Genomic DNA, 20,034 nt, shown 5'->3' with positions numbered 1-20,034 from the left:
CGCCGCCACCATGCAGCAAGGCACCACGGCGCAAATGCCCGATGGCGAAGGCCCGATGCTGACGTAAACCCGGTTCGGCACTCCCGCCCCTCAGCGATTTCGCGTCCGAACCAGCATCCTCAAAGCGGGCCTGCTGCAAGGCCTGAACCCCGGCGATACACTCTCGCTCTATCTGACCCCCGAAGGTGGCACGGCGCTGATGCAACTGACCCGGACCAAAGTGGCCGCCCGCAGCAGCGCGCTCCCCGCAGACGCACCCATCACCGTTTGGGCCGAACTTGACCAGCCAGCAACCCCGCCCCCCTTGCGCCTTGCCGCCCCCCAGCTTGCCGACCCGCACAATCCCTTCGACTTCACCCCGTGGATCATCGCCCTAGCCCCTTACGCAACCCAGACCACCGCCAACCTGACCCCAATCCTGACCAACGGCCAGATCGCCCTCGCAGGCTCCGACAGTCAGCTTGCCCCCGCAGGCCCCGGCTCCCCCTCCCCGCGCGTCACTCTGCAAGATGATGACATCCCCGAGGGTGGATTCGCTCGGCCCGAGCGAGCGGGCGACCAGCGGCGGGATGGCTCTGGGAAGCAGGCGGGCAATGATCGGGCGAAGTGGCGCGAAGATATAGCCTTCGCCGCGCGCGGTCTGGATGCCTTGCGATCGGGCCACTTCAAGCTTGCGGCGCAGGCGGCCGACGTGAACATCGACGATATTGGTGCCGGGATCGAAATGCAGGTGCCAGACGTTTTCCAGCAGTTGCATCGTAATAACGATCTGACCGGACGTCTTGGGCAGAAAGGGCGATGCCTTCTGGCAGAGTGGGGACGATGCTGGCGACGCAGCCAAGGGTATGCACTTCCCAGGCGGTGGCTGCGGCGGTCTCGGGATCACCCTCGATGATCAGGACGCGGTCGGTTGCGGTGGGCGTTGCGGTTCCTTCGCTTTGGCTAATGTCAAAACACCTCCACGTCGCGGTCAAGCACAGTCGCGCCGCCAACGGGATGCAGCGTCTTGCCGGTGGACCAAGGGCCAATCAGGACATGACGAGTGCCGTGTGCGACTTGGGTAAGGTCGGCGCTGGGAATGGCATAAGCGATGCCGACGAACATGCGGCTGCCGTCGGCGATTTGGGCGTTGATGCCGACCAGCGCGCCAGTGCTGTCATTCGGCGGGCCTTCGGAGGAGCCGGGGTTGAGGGCGGCGGCGTGCTGGATCATCCGGATCGGGGTGGCAGGGTCGGTTTGACGGCCCAGAGCCGAGATACGGCCTGCGATGACAGTGCGCCCTACGTCGAGCGGGGTGCCGAGGGCCAGACTTCGGCACCGCGTTGCGATGCGGTGGCTGCGGGGATCAGGCCGCCCCGCCTCGGTTTCACCGCGATCGCTGCCACATCGCGGCTGGGGTCGGAGGCGAAGACCTAGCCGATGTGTGCGTGACTGCGGCGTCGATGAGGCGGACTGCGCTGGCTTGCCCAATCACGCGCACGCTGCTGACGGCGACTTCGCCGTCGCCCCAAAGAAAGGCCGAGCCCAAGAAGCGATCTTCGGTATCAGCGCTATGGACTGTGAACACCGCAGCCATCGCGGCTTCCAGCATGGGGGCGTCGGCGCCCTGGGCGGCGGCGGTGAGCAGCAGGACGGCGAAGAGAGTGCATCACAGGGGGGACGGGCATGGATATCCTCGGGTTATGACTTGGCGGTGAGTGTAGCGTGGGTCGGATTGCGTTGCCCGCGACAAAGGTCGTCATTGGGCGGGGGCGGTGCAGGGGGCAGCCCCCGCCCTTGCGGACTCACACCCAAGATATCTGAGCGCAGAGGATGACCTTTGGTGCAGGTGCGAGGTGGCTGGGGACGTGCTGTCAGACCTGCGCCGCAGTAGAGAGGGCATTTGCGGGGCGTTTTGGGCATCCTGAAATGTATCAAGACGGCTGGGTGCAAAAGGTGTCGGCAAGGCTAACGTTGTGCGCGCGGGACCGGATGATTGCACCCCGCGCGAATGTGATGGGGGATGCGACATTTTTCGCAAAGCGCGTGGCTTGGTTCCGGGCTATGCTGTCGTAAATCATGGAGTGTTGCCGATGTTGATCCGTCCCACCCGCCGCCAATTCCTCGTCTCTGCCGCTGCCCTGCCCTTGGCGGGTTTGGCGCGGCCTGCACACGCTGAGGTGGCGGCGATGAGCATTGGCACCCGGCAGATAGAGGTGCTCGGGCGGGCCGCGACGGTATACGGCATCAACGGCTATGATGGCCAGTTGGGATTTTATGGCCGCGCCGGGGATCGGTTTCAGTTGGGCATCCAGAACGACACCGATATTGGCATCGTTACCCATTGGCATGGGCAGGTGATGGCGGCGGAGGGGCAGGATCGCTCCTACACCGGCGGTGGCGAACTTGCGCCGGGAGCGGTCGATCAGATGGATTTTGAGCTTACCCCCGGCACGCACTGGATGCATGCGCACCAGTTGTCTGAGCAGATGCTGATGGCCGCGCCAATGATCTGCCGTGAAGCGGATGCCGAGGATATTCAAGAGCATGTCATCATGCTGCATGACTTCAGCTTTAAGGCTCCCGAAGAGATTCTGGCGGCTTTGGGTGGCTCGGACATGCATGCGGGAGGCGCTTCGGGTAGCATGGATATGGCGGGGATGGATCATTCTGGCGGCGATATGGCAGGGATGGATATGTCCGGCATGGCAATGAGCGGCGGCACAATGGTGCATGCCAATGACGTGGCCTATGATGCTTATCTGGCGAATGATCGCACCTTGGCGGACCCCGAGGTGGTGCAGGTCGAGGCAGGCACGACGCTGCGGTTGCGGATTATCAACGGTGGCACGGCGACGGCGTTTTGGATTGATCCGGGGGTTTTGGCCTCAACGGCGATTGCGGTGGATGGCAGCCCATGTCAACCGCTGTCGGCCAAGGCCTATCCGATGGCGCAGGGGCAACGGCTGGACCTTCTGGTGATAATTCCGCCGCAGGGTGGTGCGTTTCCGATCTTTGCCCAAGTTGAAGCCGCGCGGATGCGCACCGGGATTGTGCTGGTCACTGCTGGGGCGAAGCTGGCGCTGCTGAGCGATATGGCCGCGGCAGACAGCCCGCATCTGGACTCCAGCTTTGATGCCAGTTTGCGGGCAACGAACGCACTGCCTGAACGTGCGGGCCAGATGGCGCATCTGATGCTGGGCGAGGAGCCGGGTTATCGTTTTACCATCAACGGCAAAGTGCATGGCGAGGATGTGCCGATTACCGCCAAGGTCGGCGAGCGGTTGGAGTTAATGTTCATGAACACTGGCATGATGATGCATCCGATGCATTTGCACGGGCATCATTTTCAGGTGGTCGATGTCGGGGCGGGGCGGTTTAGTGGGCCACGGCGCGATGTCGTGACGGTGCCGCCGGGCGGTATGGCGACGGTCGCCGTAGATCTGGACAAGCCGGGCAGTTGGTTCCTGCACTGCCACCACCTGTACCATATGGCGACGGGGATGATGACGGAAGTGCGGGTCAGCTAAGACCTAAGCTTTATGTGTGAGAGACTTTAAACGCGTGACAAATGCCGTCACATAGATTTGGCAACTTCACAGAACCCACGCCGCGCCGCATCTTTGCCCAGTGATTTCTGCCTGGGGCTTGGACATGCTGCGCCTATTGCTTTTGCTCGTCCTGCTGGCGTTGCCTGGATTGGCGGCTCTGTTGTCGGGAGTGATCTCTGTCGCTGCCGAAGAGCAAGCCGATCTGTGGCTGGCGACAATCAAGGACAGCCCGCGCCCGGATGCGATTTGGGTTTTGCCCAGCACTGGGTTGATCAGTGATTTTGCGACAACGCCTTCGGTGTCTACCACGGATAATGCCGCGCAAGCGTTGGGAGAACCCTTGGCCGATACCCTGGCGACGATGGCCCACGCGATCAATCTGCAAAAGCAGGGCGCGGCGGTCGGGTCGGGGAGTTTGACTGTCGACGTCGAATTACTGACCGTCAAGGATAAGAACGACCCAAAGGTAGCAAAGGCGGCGGAAGTGCCGCGCTTGGTGCCGGAAGATCAGGTGCATATTCTGGCGTGCAACAATATGGATCAGCCTGTTAATATCAATGTACTTTACATCACGGCCGATTGTGCGCTCAGCCACTGGTTTTCGGGTCGCTTTCAGCCCGGCGATACGCTGAAAAAGGCCTGTTCAAGATTGGCGCGGATGTTTTGGGCGATGAACGGATGATCGTGGTGATGCCCCCTGCCCTACCGCAATCGCCTGTCGAAGACCCGAGTTTCCTCGCCCAAGACGCATTGGATACCAGCCGCAGTCTTGGCGGCTCGACTTTGTCGGTGGCATTGTCCGAGGCGGGGTTCGGGCAGACCACACGGAGTGCGACGGCGCTGCAGGATGACTCGAGCGGCCCCGCGCCTGAAATGATTAAGTTGGAACTGGGTGCGGGGTTGGCGGAGTAGGATCCAGCCATTCATCTTGGCCTAAATACTCACGCCGGAGCCTCCTGAGGCCAATGTGGATGCCTCTGGCATGAGTATTTGGACCAATGTGAAATGCAAAAGCGCGGCAGAGTTTCCCTGCCGCGCTTTGTCTTGTTAGGCCAAAATTACAGAATTTCCGCCATTTTCACCACACGGCCCTCGGCCACGGATTTCAGCGCGGCATCGGCCAAGGCCAAAGCGATCAGGCCATCTTCGCCCGAAGGCTCGGCTTTGCCCTTACCACCCAGCGCCGCGATGAATTGGGCGATTTCGGCCGCGTAAGCTTCGGTGTAGCGGGTCATGAAGAAATCATGCAGCGGCGGCCGGGTATAGCCAGCGGCGGTGGCGACTTCGATCGACACCGGGCGTTGGTTTTCCGCCGAAACAGCACCCAGCGAGCCGTGGACCTCGATGCGCTGATCATAGCCGTAAGTGGCGCGACGCGAGTTCGAGATCATCGCCTGCCTGCCGGATTTGGTTTTCAGCATCACTTGCACCGAGTCAAAATCGCCCGCTTCGCCAATCTCCGGATCGATCAGCACGGCGGCGGTGGCGACAACTTCGGTGATTTCTTCGCCCAGCAGGAAGCGCGCCATGTCGAAATCATGGATCGTCATATCGCGGAAAATGCCGCCCGAGCGTTTGATATAGTCAACCGGCGGAGCACCCGGATCGCGCGAGGTGATCACCACCATTTCCGGGGTGCCAATGGTGCCCTTGTCAATCTCGGCGCGCACAGCTTTGAAATGCGGATCGAAGCGGCGGTTGAAGCCGACCATCAGCGTGCCTTTGTGGGCGCGCACGACCTCAAGGCAGGCTTTGACGCGGGCGAGTGACAAATCAATCGGCTTTTCGCAGAACACGGCTTTGCCGGCTTTGACGAATTGCTCGATCAGGTCGGCATGGGTGTCGGTTGGGGTGCAGATCACCACGGCGTCGATGTCTTTTGACGCCAGAATCGCGTCGATGGTGCGCACGTCGCAGCCATATTGATCGGCAATCGCCTGCGCGGCTGCCGGGAAGGCATCGGCCACCGCGACGAGTTGCGCATTGGCGTCGCCTGTGACGGCTTTGGCATGGACTTTGCCGATGCGGCCAGCGCCCAAAAGCCCGAATTTTACTGTCATGTCGTCCTCCTAAAGCAGCAGCCCCGTCTGGGTTTGCGTTTGCAGAACTGATATTCTATTTGCGACCAAGATCAATCTGATTTTGCCGAGAACGCTGCAGCAATGATGAGTTCTCGGCAGAAATTGGCGCGTCGGAGTCACATATATTTGGAACATATATTCCAAACCGCTATTCCTGCGACCGCAAAACCTGCGCCGGGCGACTGGCAAGCGGGCGTAGCACGAAGATCAGGCTGGCAAGTAAGGTGGCTCCGATTCCACCCAGGACGATGGTCAGGGCCGAGGCGGGTTCGAACGCATAGGGGCTGTCCATCACAAAGCGCATCACTGCCCATCCGGCGATGCCACCAGCGATAATTGCGACGATGCCAGCGGCGGCCCCCATCAGGGCTGCGCGCAGGGCGAAGCTAAGCAGGATCCGGGTGCGGGAGGCGCCGAGCACTTTCAGCACTGCGGCCTCGTAGACACGGGCGCGCTCGCCGGATGCAGCAGCCCCGATCAACACGACGAAGCCGGTCAGCAGGGTCGCCATGGCGGCGATGGTGGTGGCTTGGGCGATGGCGGTGAGGGCTTCGGTGACGCGACCGATGGCGGCTTTCACAGAGATGGCGGTGATGTTGGGATAGGCGGTGGCGATCTCACGCAGAATGGCGGCTTCTGCGCCGGGATCGGCTCCCGGATCGACATAGACGGTGGCGATATCGGTGTGCGGTGCGCCTGCGACAGCAGCAGGATCGAGGGTCAGCACAAAACCCATTCCGGCGTTGGAGAAATCGACGATGCGCAGGCTGGTGATGCTGGCGATGATGTCGCGGCCAAGGATGTTGATGGTGAGCTGATCGCCAAGCTTCAGGCCAAGTTCTTCGGCTTCCTCTGCCGCGAAAGAGATTTGTGGCGGGCCTTGGTAATTGTTGGGCCACCACTGTCCTGCGGTAAGCTTGGTGTTGGCGGGTTGGGCGGCGGCATAGGTCACGCCGCGGTCGCCTGCCAGCACCCAATGCTCGCCTGCGACCTTGCGCGCGTCTTGGCCGTTGATCTGGGTGATGATGCCGCGCAGCATCGGCGCAGAGTCTACCTTGGTGACGGCGGGGTTAGCGGCAAGTTTGGCGCGAAAGCCGTTGATCTGATCGGGCTGGATGTCGACGAAGAAGAATGCGGGCGCACGGGTGGGCAGATCGCGGGAGATCGCGGCCCGCAGGTTAGAGTCGATTTGGCCGACAGCAGCGAGGACGGTGAGGCCAAGGCCTAGGGCGAGGACGACTTGCATGGTTTCGGCACGCGGCGCGCCAATTGAGGCGAGGGCTGCGCGCAGGGCGACTTTGCCTCGGAGTGCTTTCAGGCGGGCGCTGCTGCGGGCAAGGCGGATCAGCCCCCATGCGGCAAGCGCCAGCACGACCAGAGCGGCAATGACGCCGCCTGCCGTGCCGAGAGCAAGATTGACGGTGCCAGACAGCAAAACTGCGCCGCCGACCAACAAGGCGGCCAGTACCAGCATGGCCAGCGCGTAGCGGGCGCGGGGCCAGCCGCCGGACAGGCCGCCGCGGTAGAGCGCTGCGGCGCGGACTTTCTCGCTGCGGGCCAAGGGCCAGAGCGCGAACAAGAAGGCCGAGGTGACGCCGTAAAAGGCGGCCTCGATGATCGGGCGCGGGTAGAGGGCTATTTGGGCGGGAAAAGGCAGGGCAGATTGGATGGGTTTGGCGAGGGCCAAGGGGACGACGATACCAAGGATAAGGCCGAGGCTGACACCGAAGGCCACGAGGACGGCAATTTGGATCAGGTAGGTTTGGAAGATCAGCCCGCCCTTGGCACCCAAGGTGCGTAGGGTGGCGATGGTGGCGATTTTGGCCTCTAGGTAGGATCGCACGGCGGCGGCGACGCCGACACCGCCAACGGCAAGACCCGCGAGGCCGACAAGGATCAGGAACGCACCGATCCGATCGACAAAGCGGGCAACACCGGGGGCGGCTTTGCGGCGGTCGCTCCACCTTAGGCCGGAATCGCGGAATTTGGCTTCGGCGGTCGATTGCAAGGCGGCAAGGTCGACGTTGGGGGGCAGCAGTAGGCGGTAAGAGGAATCGAACAATGTACCGGGTTCTAGCAGGCCGGATTGGGCGAGGGCTTTGGTTTTTACGATGGTGCGCGGGGCCAGGGCGAAACCGCCTGTGGCAGAGTCCGGTTCGCGCAGGATGCGACCTTGCAGGGTAAACTCTTGCGCGCCCAGTTTGAAACGGTCGCCGAGTTTCAGCCCGATCTGGTCGGCGAGAATGCCGTCCATTACAGCACCGGGCACCACTCCGGTCAGAGCGCTTGCCAGATCACCCTCTTCCAGTTGCACAGACCCCAGCAGCGGATAGTTGTCATCAACCGCTTTCACTTGGGTCAGCACATGCACATCGTCGGCCACGACCATCGAGCGGAAATCGACAATCTCGGAGGTTTTTGTGGCGATCTGATCGAGGAAAGCGCGTTCCTCTGGCGTGGCAAAGCGATAGGTAAATTCTACCTGCGCATCGCCGCCCAGCAGCACCGCGCCCTGATCGGTCAGCCCCGCTTCAATCGCCGAACGCACCATGCCAACGCCCGCAATCGCGGCCACACCCAGCGCCAGACAGGCGAGAAACACCCAGAAGCCGCGCAGACCGCCGCGCAATTCGGCCCGCGCGATGCAAGCGGCAAGCGCGAAGCTCATGCTGGCGTTCCGTCAACGCGGCCATCGACCAAGCGGACCACGCGGCTGCAGCGCGCGGCCAGTTCAGGGGCATGGGTGACAAGCACCAAAGTCGCGCCGTGGCGGTCGCGCAACCCAAAGATCAGCTCCATGATCGCCGCACCATTGACCGAGTCAAGGTTTCCGGTCGGCTCATCGGCGAGCAGGATCGCCGGACGCGGCGCGGCGGCGCGCGCCAAAGCCACGCGTTGCTGTTCACCGCCAGAAAGCTGGGCGGGATAGTGCTGCATCCGCGCGCCAAGACCCACGGCGTCAAGTTCATCCTTGGCGCGGGCGAAGGCATCTTTGACCCCGGCGATTTCCATCGGCAGGGCGACATTTTCCAAGGCGGTCATGGTGGGGATCAGATGGAAAGATTGAAACACCACGCCCATCCTGCCCCGGCGAAACTTGGCCAGACCGTCTTCATCAAGGCCCGTGATGTCTTGACCCAAAGCCGAAACCCGGCCCTTGGTGACCCGCTCTAGGCCGCCCATCAGCATAAGTAACGAAGATTTGCCCGAACCGGAGGGGCCAACCAAACCTAGGCTCTCGCCACGCGCCACACTCAGGGTTATGCCCTTGAGAATATCGATGCGGCCTGCATTTCCGGCCAAGGTCAGCCACGCATCTTGCAACGCCAGAATGGTTTCAGTCATGCTTCACTTCCTGCTGCCTCGTTTCACATATGCGCCGCTGCGGGCATTTCGCAATGTCACAGCGGGGATTTTTCTGCTGATTTCACCCGCTTACGCCGAAACTACCGTGCTGGCGCTGGGGGATAGCCTGACGGCGGGCTACGGCCTGCCCAGTGATCAGGGCTTTGTGCCGCAATTACAGGCATGGCTGGCGGCGAAGGGGGCAAATGTAAGAATTATCAACGCGGGGGTTTCAGGCGATACCACGGCGGGCGGGTTGTCGCGCACCGATTGGTCGCTGAGCCCTGATGTCGATGCGGTGATCGTCAACCTGGGCGGCAATGATATGCTGCGCGGTATTGATCCGGCGACCAGCCGCGCCAATCTGGACGCGATATTGGCCAAGGTGCAGGCGCGGGGAGTGCCAATTTTGTTGGTATCGCTGCGCGCGCCAGGGAATTATGGCGAAGCGTTCAAGACCAGTTTTGATGCGATATACCCTGATTTGGCGGCAAAATATGGCACGGTGCGGGCGGAAAATTATTTCTTTCCGGTGATCAACCAGAAAACCCGACTGCTCGATCCCGAGTACATGCAGGCGGATGGCATCCATCCCAATGCCAAAGGCGTGTCGAAGATTTTGGACACTCTGGGGCCGAAGGTGCAAGAATTGCTGGCGCGGGTGGCAAGTTGACCGCTCGCCAAGCCTTGCGGCTTTCTTCGCTGGGATGGGTGTTCGCATAAGCACAGCAAGCGGGCAAGCTTGACGAGCGCCCTTGCACCTGCCTTCGCTTCGGGCAAACTGCGCCGAAATTGTCGGAGCTTTGCATGACCCTTCTGTCCGATCTTTCCGCAGCGCTTGGGACGGCCCATGTGATCACGGGTGTTGATCTGGAGCGCTATCGTTCCGATTGGACGACGCATTACACCTCTGATCCGGTGGCAGCGGTGCGCCCTGGATCGACCGCTGAAGTGGTCTTGGTGATGCAAATCGCGGCGCGTCATGGCGTGGCGGTGGTGCCGGTATCCGGGCGCACCGGGTTGGTTGGCGGTGCGATGACCAACGGCGGTTTGATGCTATCGGTAGAGCGGTTGAACAGGATCCGTGAAATCAAAGCTGGCGCGCGGATTGCCGTGGTCGAGGCCGGGGTGGTGCTGGACCGTCTGCATGACGCCGCCGAGGCCGACGGGCTGTATTTTCCGCTGTGGTTTGGCGCGCGCGGATCCGCGATGATCGGCGGCGTGCTTTCGACCAATGCGGGCGGGTCGAACGTGCTGCGCTATGGCTCGACGCGGGCATTGTGCTTGGGGTTGGAGGTGGTGTTGCCGGATGGCCGTGTGCTGAACCTGATGAGCCAGTTGCACAAGGATAATTCCGGCTATGACCTGAAACACCTGTTCATCGGGGCGGAAGGCACGTTGGGGGTGATCACGGCGGCAGTGATGAAGCTGGTGCCGCGACCGCGCGCCTATGCCACTGCCACGCTGTCGGCACGATCTTTGCCGGATGCTTTGGCACTGCTCAATCGCTTGCAGGTGGTCTCGGGCGGCTTGGTGGAAGCCTTTGAATATATGCCGGAAACCTATATGCGCAGGTTGGCCGAGGCGCGGCCGGACATTCGCCAGCCGTTCAGCCCCCGGCACGAGGTGAACATTCTGGTGGAATTGGGCAGCACGCGTCCGGCGGATGCTTTGACGGGTGCGGACGGGGTTTTGCCGCTAGCTGCGATGCTGGAGGCGGTGCTGGCTGAGATGCTGGGCGACGGGATGATTTTAGACGCCGAGATTGCGGCGTCTGAGGCACAACGCCGGGCAATGTGGCAGCGGCGCGAATTGGCGGCAGAGATCACCGTGGCGCGGCAGCCCGCGATCGACACCGATATTTGCCTTCCGGTCGATGCGGTGGCTGTGTTCTTTGAGCGTATCCATGCGCGGTTGCCCGATCTTGACCCCGGTGCCGAGACGCTTTCGGTGGCGCATCTGGGCGATGGCAATATCCATTTCACGGTGTTCGGTTCGGACGATTCTGCGGCTTTGTATGACCGCGTGGTCGAAGCGGTGGAGGATGAGGTGCAGGCTTTGGGCGGCAGTTTCTCGGCCGAGCATGGGGTGGGACTCTCAAAGTTGGCCTCGATGCGGCGGCGGAAAGACCCAGTGGCACTGGAGGTTATGCGCAGCGTCAAGGCGGCACTGGATCCGGAGGGGCGGATGAATCCGGGGAAGGTTATTCCTGCGGCTTGACCTGAAACAGGGGCCACCTCGGACCCCATCGAGGGGCCGCTCGGCGGCGCTGCCGGGGGATGGGATTGAAGCGGTGTGCTGCGGAACATGCGGAGCCTCCGGCGGGAGTATTTTGAAAAGAGCAATGTAATAGGGCTGCATTTCGGGATGCCAAGGTTTAGCCCCCGACCGCCGACTGCCGTGGCCGCTCGATGCGGCCCAAGATGGCACCCCGGTTTGGTTTCGTGCCGCGTGATCTGGACTTCCCCGCCCTGCCCCACTAGCGGTAGCACGTTGTGTTCGGAAAGCCCGCCTTGTCCGCCCTTGCCCTGATCTTTCGCCAACCCGCGCTCCGCCTGATCTTTCTGGCGATGTTGTTGTTGGGGGCACACAATGCCTCGGTTTATCCCTACCAATCGCTGATTGCGATTGAACGGATTGGTCTGAGCAAGCCCGAGTTTGCGCTGGTTCTGGTGTTGGCCTCGATCACTGCCGTCACCGCTTCGGTGCTGTTTGGGATTCTGGGGGATCAGCGCGGCCATCGGCGGCGGATTGCTTTGGTCGCGGCACTTGCGAGTTTGCTTGGCCTGTCGCTGATGCTTGGCTTACCGGGGAAACTCAGCCTGATCCTGTGTCATGGCATTTTGCTGCCCATTGCTTCCAGCCTTTATGGCCAGTTGTTTGCGCTCGCCCGCCTTGCCACACCCGCCAGTCACAGCCGCGACACGGTGCAGGCGGCGTTGCGCTCGGCGATGTCGATCAGTTTTCTGGCGATGTTGGTGTTCTGGACCTTTGGCTTCGCCGCCAAAATCGACGTGATGGCGATTTATCTGAGCGCGGGGATGGCGAGCTTTGGTCTGGTGGCGCTGGTCTATTTTAACTGGCCGCGGGATGGGGCGACAGAATGGGCAGATCAGCGTTCTGGATTAAATTTTGCCCAAGCGGTCAAGGAAATCGCCCATCCGAGTATCTTGTTGCGCCTGCTGCTGTTGGGGGCGATCAGTGCCACGGGCATCCTGTATATGGTGCTGATTTCGCTGGTGTTTGAGGAATCACACGTCCGCGATGCCTCGGATGTGGCGCTGTATGTTGGGCTTGTCGCGGGCTGGGAGGTGCCGTGCCTGTTGCTGCTGTCGCGAGTCGCGGGCAGGTTCCGCCGTGCAAGCTTGCTGGCGGTGGGAGGCGCGGTTTACACGCTGCATTTGCTGGCACTGCCGCTGCTGTGCGACTCGGCTTGGATCTGGGTTATGCCGCTGGTGGCTGGCATTGGCGGCACAGCGATCATCAGCCTGCCGATCAGCTATTATCAGGATTTGATGCACGCCCGCCCCGGCACGGCAGGCGCGATGCTGGCGCTGCAAAAGCTGGTGTCGGATGTGCTGGGCGCTGCGGCTTTCGCAATTGGCACCAGCCTTGGCGGCTATGAAACCGTCGCCATCATCGGCAGTGCGATGGCGCTGATCGGCGGCGCGGGGCTGCTTTGGGTTGATCGTCATTACATCATGCCTGTGCGGCACAGTTAACCATCCCAGTTCGGCAGCCTCTAACCATCATAGCGTGTTGCCCCGCGACGATGCGCGTCAATCGGCTGGGTCAAGATCGCCGCGTGATGCGCGCGTTGATCGCAATGCGCGCGTGGGCAAATCCGGCAGTTGATGCCGATCTGGGTGATCGTTGCATGCGCCATGTTGAAGGTCTCAGCATAGGCAATCTCGGGGGCGTATTGCACCGCGCAGCCCATCGCCACGGCGAGGCGGTTGTCTTGGCTGTGACGCTCCCATGTCGGTCGATCTACGGTGCGGGCGAACACAAAAAACTGGCTGCGATCCGGCATTTCGACGAATTGCGCCATGATCCGCCCCGGCGTGCGAAAGCTGGTGTGCACATCCAGACGCGGACAAGCGCCGCCGTACTCGGCCAGATGAAAATCGGTGGCGTTGAAGCGTTTTGAGACATTGCCGCCCTTGTCGATGCGCAGGAAAAAGAACGGCACGCCCATAGCACCTTCGCGCTGCAGGGTGGTGGCGCGGTGGCAGGCTTGCTCGAAACTGACGCCAAAGCGGGTGGCGAGGTGGTCGAAATCATATTTCGCGGCGCGGGCTTCTTGCAGGAAGCTGGCGTAGGGCATCAGCACGGCGGCGGCGAAGTAATTTGCCAGCTCTACCCGCAGCCGGGCGGTGCCGCGCGGATCGGTGATGCCGGATTTCTGCACCAGCGCGTCGATGAGCGGACGCTGTTCAAGCAGGCCGAGCATATGAACAAGTTGGAAGATACGGTTCGGGTGATCGAGCGCTTCCGAGAGCAGGATTTCACGCCGCGTCTCGTCATATTGCCTAAGCGCGCCGGGGAGGTCTTCGACGCGGACCAGCCGCACTGTTACGCGCAGCTTTTGGGCAAGGCGCTGTTTGAGGGCGGTATAGATGTCATCACGCAGCACGGCAGCGCTGCCCCAGAACGCTTCGGCCGCCGTTTCAAGGGTTGCAAAATGATTGCGGTTGCGGCGAAACACGTCGTGGACCGCCGCCTCAGGTGAGGCCGTGGTCTGCGCAGTGTCATTTTGCGACAGCGACATGAGTTGATCGCCGACAGATTGATAGGCGCGATACAGCGTCAGGAAGGCATGAACCACTGCAGGCGCATGCACAATCGCCGCGCGGATTTGAGCGATTTCTGGTCGGATTTCTGTAAACAAAGGGTCGCCCGTCACCGCGCGCAAGTCGGCCAACTGGCTGGTGCTGTCTTCTTCCGCGATGTCTCGCCAGTCGACGCCATAGATATCGAACAGACGCAGCAAGATCGCGACTGATACAGATCTTTCGTTATTTTCCAATAGGTTGACGTAAGATGTCGAGATGCCCAAAGCCCGCGCCATCGCGGCTTGGGTTTCCGAGCGTTCCAGCCGTAAACGCCTTAAATGCGGGCCGATGAAGGTCTTCTGCATACAGTCGCACACAATCCAAGATTTGTCAGTTTTACAATATTACAGAGTTGTAGGTTTGTAAACTTTCGCATTCACAGCACAACCAATTTTCATTTTGCACATTTTTGCAGCGGTGCAATCACAGGTTAACAACTGCGGAGGACACATGCGTACTGGCATCAATCATCTTTTCATTCCCGGCCCGACCAACGTGCCGGAAGTCGTGCGGCAAGCCATGAACGTGGCGATGCAGGATCAGCGCGCCCATGATTTTGGCGCGGGTAATTTAAGCCTGTTCAGCGATCTGAAAAAGATTTTCCGCACCACGAGCGGAGAGGTGTTGCTGTTCTCCGGCTCTGGCACCGGAGCTTGGGAGGCGGCGATCACCAATACGCTTTCTCCCGGCGACCGGGTGTTGATGGCGCGGCATGGCCAGTTTTCGACCCTCTGGGTGGATATGGCGCAAAGACTGGGGCTGGAAGTTGAGGTGATCGACCTGCCTTGGGGTGCAGGCGCTCCGGTCAGCGAATTTGCCCGGCGTTTGGGGGCGGATAAGCGCGGTGCGATCAAGGCGGTGTTCATCACCCATAACGAAACTGCGACGGGGGTTACGTCTTCGGTGGCGGCGCTGCGCCGGGCTTTGGACGAGGCCATGCATGATGCGCTGTTGTTCGTCGATGGCGTATCTTCGATTGGCTGTCTAGAATTTCGGATGGACGATTGGGGCGTCGATTTGGCGGTCACCGGCAGCCAGAAGGGCTTTATGATGCCCGCCGGTTTGGGGATTTTGGGAGTAAGCCAGAAGGCTTTAGCCGCTTCAAAAACCGCGACTGGGCGACGCTGCTATTTCGATTTCGCCGATCAGTTGAAGCACAATGCGGGTGGCTATTTCCCCTACACCCCGCCGACGCAACTGCTGCATGGCTTGCGCAAAGCGCTGGATCGTATGCTGGAAGAAGGTCTTGAAAACATCACCGCGCGTCATCACCGACTTGCTACAGGTGTGCGCGCCGCTGTCAGCGCTTGGGGCCTGCAAACCTGCGCCGAGCATCCCTCGCTGGCCTCTGACACCGTCACCGCGATCCGTACCCCGGACAGTGTCGATGCCCGCGAAGTGATCCGCATTGGCTATGACCGCTACAACGCCTCGTTCGGCTCGGGCCTTGGGCCGCTGGCGGGCAAAGTGTTCCGCATCGGTCATATCGGCGATCTGAATGAGGGGTCTTGTCTGACCGCGATTGCCTTGGCCGAACTCGCGTTGGTCGAGACGGGCGTCAATCTGACCTATGGCTCGGGCGTGGCCGCCGCGCAGGCCGTCTATGCCAAAGCCGCGCAATCCCTTCATCTTGCAGCAGAATAAATCGGAGAATTTCCATGAGCCACACGCTTCACCCACTTCGCAAACAGCGGTTGCAACGTTCGGAACTGGCGGTTCCGGCCTCTAACCCCACCATGATCGACAAGGCCGCCGAAGGCCCCGCCGATTACGTTTTCCTTGATCTGGAGGATGCGATTGCACCTTCCGAGAAAGAACAGGCGCGCAAAAATGCGATTCAGGCGTTAAATGACATTGATTGGGCGGGCAAAGGCAAGACGGTTTCGGTGCGGATCAACGGCCTCGACACCCACTACATGTACCGCGATGTGGTCGACGTGATGGAGCAAGCCGGAAGTCGCGTGCATACCCTGTTGGTGCCCAAGGTGGGCGTGACCGGCGATCTGTATATGGTCGAAGCAATGGTCAATCAGATTGAGCAGGCCAAGGGTTGGACCAACCGCGTTGGCCTTGAAGCGCTGATTGAAACCGCCCTCGGGATGGCGAATGTCGAAGCCATTGCGCAGTTTGGCGGGCGGCTGGAGGCCTTGCACTTTGGCGTCGCGGATTTCGCGGCCTCGATGCGGGCGCGCACAACCAACATTGGCGGTTTGAACCCGCATTATCCGGGTGACCAGTGGCACGCTTCGATCAGTCGGATGGTGGTGGCTTGCCGGGCTTACGGTCTGCGCGCGATTGACGGGCCGTTTGGCGATTTCAGCGATCCTGACGGTTACAAGGACGGCGCGCGTCGAGCAGCGGCTTTGGGCTGCGAGGGCAAATGGGCGATCCATCCCAGCCAAGTGGCCTTGGCGAATGAGGTGTTCTCGCCACCGGATACCGAAGTCAGCCGTGCCCGGCGGATCATTGAGGAATTGAAGAAGGCGGCCGCGATGGGCAAGGGCGCTGCATCTTTGGATGGCCGCATGATTGATGCGGCGTCTGAGAAAATGGCAATGAACGTGCTGGTGCTTGCCGACGCGATAGCGGCGCGCTGAAACCAATCGCTTATCGGTCCCTGCGGTCCCTCTGCGCTGCGAAAAGCGCCCGCAGGACGCGATGAGCATATCTGGGAGGAAAACATGGACATTCACGAATATCAGGCCAAAGAAATTTTGGCGCGTTTCGGCGTTCCCGTGCCGCGCGGGGGGCTGGCCTATAGCCCAGAGCAGGCCGGGTATAGGGCGCGGGAGTTGGGCGGTAAAGCTTGGGTGGTCAAGGCTCAAATCCATTCCGGCGGGCGCGGAGCTGCGGGCGGGGTTAAACTGTGTCGCACACCGGATGAGGTGCAGGCTTTCGCCGGAACTTTATTCGGCAAGCAGTTGGTGACCAAGCAAACCGATGCCAAGGGCAAGGGGGTTTACCGCGTTTGGGTGGAGGCCGCGTCAGAGATTGCGCAGGAACTCTACCTGGGGTTCGTGCTGGATCGACAATCTGAACGCATCATGATCGTGGCTTCGGCGCATGGCGGCATTGAGATTGAAGATTTGGCGGAAAGCGATCCGAACAGCTTGCGCCGGATGACCATTGACCCGGCGGTGGGGCTATCTGAATTTCAGGCGCGGGAGCTGGCGTTTAAGCTTGGCTTGAAGGGCGGGCAAGTGGCGCAGATGGTTGCGACCTTGCGCGCGTGCTACCGTGCCTACCGCGATCTGGATGCGGTGATGGTGGAAATCAACCCGCTGGTGATCACCGGCACCGGCGATCTGGTGGCGCTGGATGCGAAAATGTCATTTGACACCAATGCGTTGTTTCGCAGGCCAGAGATTGCCGAGCTGCGGGATCGCAGCCAAGAAGACCCGCGTGAAAGCACCGCGGGCGATCATGGGCTGTCTTATGTCGGCCTTGATGGCGATATTGGTTGCATCATCAACGGCGCGGGCCTCGCCATGGCGACGATGGATATGATCAAGCTGGCGGGAGGTGAGCCTGCCAATTTCCTCGATATCGGCGGCGGCGCCAGCCCAGAACGCGTTGTGCGGGCGTTTCGAACCGTGCTGGCGGATGGCAATGTCTCGGTGATCTTGGTCAACATCTTCGCGGGCATAAATCGCTGCGATTGGGTGGCAGAAGGGGTGGTGCAAGCCTACCGCGAGGTCGGGTTGACCATTCCGGTGGTGGTGCGTCTGGCAGGCACCAATGTCGATGAGGGGCGCGCGATCATTGCGGCCTCCGGCCTGCCGCTGATCTCTGCTGATACTTTGGCCGAGGCTGCCGCTGCTGCCGTCACGGCATCGACTTCCCGCCCCCGCCAAGCCGCATAGGAGGACACCATGGCCATTCTCATAACCGAGCAAACCCGCGTGATCGTGCAAGGCATGTCGGGCCGCATCGGCAGCTTTCATGCTGCCGACATGATCAAATACGGCACCAACGTTGTTGGTGGCGTCACCCCCGGCAGGGGCGGCGAAACCCATCTGGGCCTGCCGTTGTTCAACACCGTGCGCGAGGCGGTTGAAGCCACCGGGGCGGAAGCGTCCTTGGTGTTCGTGCCCCCCCCCTTCGCTGCCGATGCGATCATGGAGGCGGCAGATGCGGGGATCAAAACGGCGGTTTGTGTGACCGACGGCATCCCCAGCCAAGATATGATGAAGCTGAAACGCTTTTTGCGCCGCTATCCGGCAGAGCGCAAACTGCGGCTGATTGGGCCGAATTGCGCAGGGGTTATCTCGCCGGGTAAAGGCTTCATGGGCATCATGCCGCCGCATATCTATTTGGCCGGACGGATTGGCATCATCGGGCGGTCTGGCACATTGGGCTATGAGGCAGCGAGCCAATTGAAAGAGCTTGGGCTTGGGGTGTCCACCAGCGTCGGCATCGGAGGTGATCCAATCAATGGATCGAGTTTCCGCGATATTCTGGCGCTGTTCGAATCCGATCCGGACACCGACGCCGTGATGATGATTGGCGAAATCGGTGGCCCGCAAGAGGCAGAGGCTGCGATCTATGCCCGTGATCATATGAAAAAACCCGTGGTCGCTTATATCGCCGGATTGTCGGCACCCAAAGGCCGCAAGATGGGCCATGCCGGGGCGATTGTCAGTGCCTTTGGCGAAAGCGCGCAGGAAAAGGTGGTCTTGCTGGAAGCCGCGGGCATCACTGTTGCGCCGAACCCTTCGAGCATGGGCGAGACGATGGCACGGCTGCTGGCCTCACGCTTGATGGAGGCAGTCGCTTAAAGCGGTTCAGCTTCACAAGCATCGAAAGTTACCACCACGCGCGCTGCGCGAACCCACTTTCGAGGCAGAGCCGCGATAAAAACCCAAACCGTGTAGATCGCGCAGCTCGGTGCCATAAAGGGGTGTTTGCAAGCTGAGACCTTGGCCGACTTGCTGATTGCACCGGCATTGCTGCACATCTCGGCGTGCCAAGGATTCACATCGTGAATCCTTGCGGTCAGACGGCGTTCATGAGCATGCCGACCCCCGCCCGCGGGTGCACGACGAAAGGGTCCAGCGACACGGCATTGCTGTGCAAGCGCGGTTCGCTGCAGATCTGGCTGGACAAAGAGATGATCTGGCGCGCGTCGCCTGAGGACAAGCCGGTCGTCCTGTGGTGTTCTGGGATGCGACGATCCAGTTCTGCCTGACCATCAAGGTCCTGTTCAAGCTGCCCCTGCGGCAAACGACCGGGATGGTGGCCAGCCTGCTGAAGATGGCGGGTCTGAACTGGGCGGTGCCCGACGATACCAGCCTGTGCCGACACCAGAAAACACTAGCGGTCCAGATGCCCTACCGGCTCGCTGATGGCCCCCTGAACCTGCACGTGGACAGCACGAGACCACGGTCCTCGGCGATGGCGCGTGGCAGGCGCGCAAGCATGGCGTTCATGGCCGCCGCCAATCGCTGCCCGGCAGGCGATTGCCCGCAATCGCCGAGGTGGAGGCGCAGGCGACATCTGGCGATGGACACGGCCACATCTGACATCCGGGCCGTGGAGTTTACCCCCAGCCACGATAGCGAGAGTCCTCTCTTACCAGAGCGACAGTCCTCTCTTACCAGAGCGGCGCGATCAGATCCCAGAGGCCGAAGAGATCGGCACCGTGACCGCGGAGGGTGCCGATGACACCCACCAGCAGAGCCAGCATCGACCGCCAGGCAACCGCGATCATACCGATCCGCAAGAACGGCGGCCGTGGAAACAGGACTATGTGGAAACAGGACTGTCCGGCAGCATGCGCGCGCGACGAAACCCTGCGTGCCACCCGGCCTATGGCAGGACGTTCTGGAAGCGCTGGACCCGATACCATGTCCGAAGCCGGATCGAGGCGAACCCTTTTATGGTATGCAGGAAACCCATTGCCGAGCAAAGGATGCGGGGCTTTATGCTTTCGGCGAGCGCATAACCGCCCGAGACGCCGACCGCCAAACGGCCGAAATCCAGATCCGCAACGCACTAATGAACCGATTCTCGGCCCTCGGAATGGCCAAGATCGTTCGCGTCGCCTGACCCCAGAGGAGAAAGCGCGCGTCATACCAACGGCCTTTTGGCCTGACTCTCTTGGGATTCCCAAGCCACGCGAAGTCTGAATCAATGCAGCGTTAAGGACAGGGGGCAGGTATGGCAGGGATTGCGATCACGCGGCGGGAATTGACGGCGACGGAGCTTCGTGCGGCTGCGGGCAAGACGAAGGACTCGCGTGCG

Annotated in this window: 17 protein-coding genes and 1 pseudogene; 12 read left to right on the top strand and 6 right to left on the bottom strand. The window is 61.2% G+C overall.

Annotated features, from left to right (window positions below):
• Positions 1 to 373: 373 nt before the first annotated feature.
• Positions 374 to 757, bottom strand: coding sequence for a winged helix-turn-helix domain-containing protein (locus tag Q7V03_RS10655; protein WP_304925581.1), 384 nt, complete (start codon positions 755 to 757; stop codon positions 374 to 376).
• A gap of 191 nt (positions 758 to 948) precedes the next feature.
• Positions 949 to 1,212, bottom strand: coding sequence for a S1C family serine protease (locus Q7V03_RS10650; RefSeq protein WP_304925580.1), 264 nt, complete (start codon positions 1,210 to 1,212; stop codon positions 949 to 951).
• Here Q7V03_RS10650 and Q7V03_RS10645 point away from each other — a divergent pair.
• The 4 genes from Q7V03_RS10645 (at position 1,201) to Q7V03_RS10630 (ending at position 4,442) form a co-directional block, all read left to right on the top strand.
• The gene (locus Q7V03_RS10645; protein WP_304925579.1) at positions 1,201 to 1,416 is read left to right on the top strand and encodes a hypothetical protein; all 216 of its coding nucleotides are present in this window, start codon (positions 1,201 to 1,203) and stop codon (positions 1,414 to 1,416) included. The two genes, Q7V03_RS10650 and Q7V03_RS10645, sit on opposite strands and share 12 nt — an antisense overlap.
• A gap of 656 nt (positions 1,417 to 2,072) precedes the next feature.
• A complete protein-coding gene (locus tag Q7V03_RS10640; protein WP_304925578.1) occupies positions 2,073 to 3,509 on the top strand; it encodes a multicopper oxidase family protein in 1,437 nt (478 codons plus the stop codon).
• 124 nt (positions 3,510 to 3,633) lie between these two features.
• Positions 3,634 to 4,212, top strand: a complete 579-nt coding sequence (locus Q7V03_RS10635) for a hypothetical protein (protein WP_304925577.1) — start codon at positions 3,634 to 3,636, stop codon at positions 4,210 to 4,212.
• An 8-nt stretch (positions 4,213 to 4,220) separates the two neighbouring features.
• Positions 4,221 to 4,442, top strand: a complete 222-nt coding sequence (locus tag Q7V03_RS10630) for a hypothetical protein (protein WP_304925576.1) — start codon at positions 4,221 to 4,223, stop codon at positions 4,440 to 4,442.
• Between the two features lie 146 nt (positions 4,443 to 4,588).
• Here Q7V03_RS10630 and iolG read toward each other — a convergent pair whose 3' ends face one another.
• From iolG to Q7V03_RS10615, 3 genes are all read right to left on the bottom strand, one after another.
• The gene (gene iolG / locus Q7V03_RS10625) at positions 4,589 to 5,590 is read right to left on the bottom strand and encodes an inositol 2-dehydrogenase (RefSeq protein ID WP_304925575.1); all 1,002 of its coding nucleotides are present in this window, start codon (positions 5,588 to 5,590) and stop codon (positions 4,589 to 4,591) included.
• A gap of 169 nt (positions 5,591 to 5,759) precedes the next feature.
• The gene (locus Q7V03_RS10620; protein WP_304925574.1) at positions 5,760 to 8,279 is read right to left on the bottom strand and encodes an ABC transporter permease; all 2,520 of its coding nucleotides are present in this window, start codon (positions 8,277 to 8,279) and stop codon (positions 5,760 to 5,762) included.
• Entirely contained in the window at positions 8,276 to 8,956 is a 681-nt protein-coding gene (locus tag Q7V03_RS10615; RefSeq protein WP_304925573.1) for an ABC transporter ATP-binding protein, read from the bottom strand. The genes Q7V03_RS10620 and Q7V03_RS10615 overlap by 4 nt, the downstream gene beginning before the upstream one ends.
• On the opposite strand from Q7V03_RS10615, the gene Q7V03_RS10610 reads away from it, so the two are divergent.
• The 3 genes from Q7V03_RS10610 to Q7V03_RS10600 all read left to right on the top strand — a co-directional run bounded on the left by Q7V03_RS10610 (position 8,955) and on the right by Q7V03_RS10600 (position 12,678).
• A complete protein-coding gene (locus Q7V03_RS10610; protein ID WP_304925572.1) occupies positions 8,955 to 9,629 on the top strand; it encodes an arylesterase in 675 nt (224 codons plus the stop codon). The genes Q7V03_RS10615 and Q7V03_RS10610 overlap by 2 nt on opposite strands.
• Before the next feature lie 134 nt (positions 9,630 to 9,763).
• Positions 9,764 to 11,176 (top strand): FAD-binding oxidoreductase, encoded by a 1,413-nt coding sequence (locus Q7V03_RS10605; protein ID WP_304925571.1) that lies wholly within the window; start codon positions 9,764 to 9,766, stop codon positions 11,174 to 11,176.
• 293 nt (positions 11,177 to 11,469) lie between these two features.
• Entirely contained in the window at positions 11,470 to 12,678 is a 1,209-nt protein-coding gene (locus Q7V03_RS10600) for an MFS transporter (RefSeq protein WP_304925570.1), read from the top strand.
• 20 nt (positions 12,679 to 12,698) lie between these two features.
• On the opposite strand, the gene Q7V03_RS10595 is transcribed toward Q7V03_RS10600, so the two are convergent.
• Complete coding sequence (locus Q7V03_RS10595; protein WP_304925569.1) at positions 12,699 to 14,096, bottom strand: short-chain fatty acyl-CoA regulator family protein; 1,398 nt, start codon at positions 14,094 to 14,096, stop codon at positions 12,699 to 12,701.
• A gap of 145 nt (positions 14,097 to 14,241) precedes the next feature.
• Between Q7V03_RS10595 and Q7V03_RS10590 the strand changes: the two genes are divergently transcribed.
• The 5 genes and pseudogenes from Q7V03_RS10590 (at position 14,242) to Q7V03_RS10570 (ending at position 19,839) form a co-directional block, all read left to right on the top strand.
• Complete coding sequence (locus Q7V03_RS10590) at positions 14,242 to 15,435, top strand: aminotransferase class V-fold PLP-dependent enzyme (RefSeq protein ID WP_304925568.1); 1,194 nt, start codon at positions 14,242 to 14,244, stop codon at positions 15,433 to 15,435.
• 14 nt (positions 15,436 to 15,449) lie between these two features.
• Entirely contained in the window at positions 15,450 to 16,388 is a 939-nt protein-coding gene (locus tag Q7V03_RS10585) for a CoA ester lyase (RefSeq protein ID WP_304925567.1), read from the top strand.
• A gap of 84 nt (positions 16,389 to 16,472) precedes the next feature.
• Entirely contained in the window at positions 16,473 to 17,654 is a 1,182-nt protein-coding gene (locus tag Q7V03_RS10580) for a malate--CoA ligase subunit beta (protein ID WP_304925566.1), read from the top strand.
• Between the two features lie 9 nt (positions 17,655 to 17,663).
• Complete coding sequence (gene sucD, locus Q7V03_RS10575; RefSeq protein WP_304925565.1) at positions 17,664 to 18,569, top strand: succinate--CoA ligase subunit alpha; 906 nt, start codon at positions 17,664 to 17,666, stop codon at positions 18,567 to 18,569.
• 230 nt (positions 18,570 to 18,799) lie between these two features.
• Positions 18,800 to 19,839 (top strand): annotated as a pseudogene (locus Q7V03_RS10570) (IS5 family transposase).
• Positions 19,840 to 20,034 lie beyond the last annotated feature (195 nt).

It is taken from the genome of Cypionkella sp. (assembly GCF_030652235.1).
GTDB lineage: Bacteria > Pseudomonadota > Alphaproteobacteria > Rhodobacterales > Rhodobacteraceae > Cypionkella.
The sequence above is the reverse complement of the archived record's forward strand: the minus strand, read 5'-3'. Positions and strand labels throughout refer to the sequence as shown.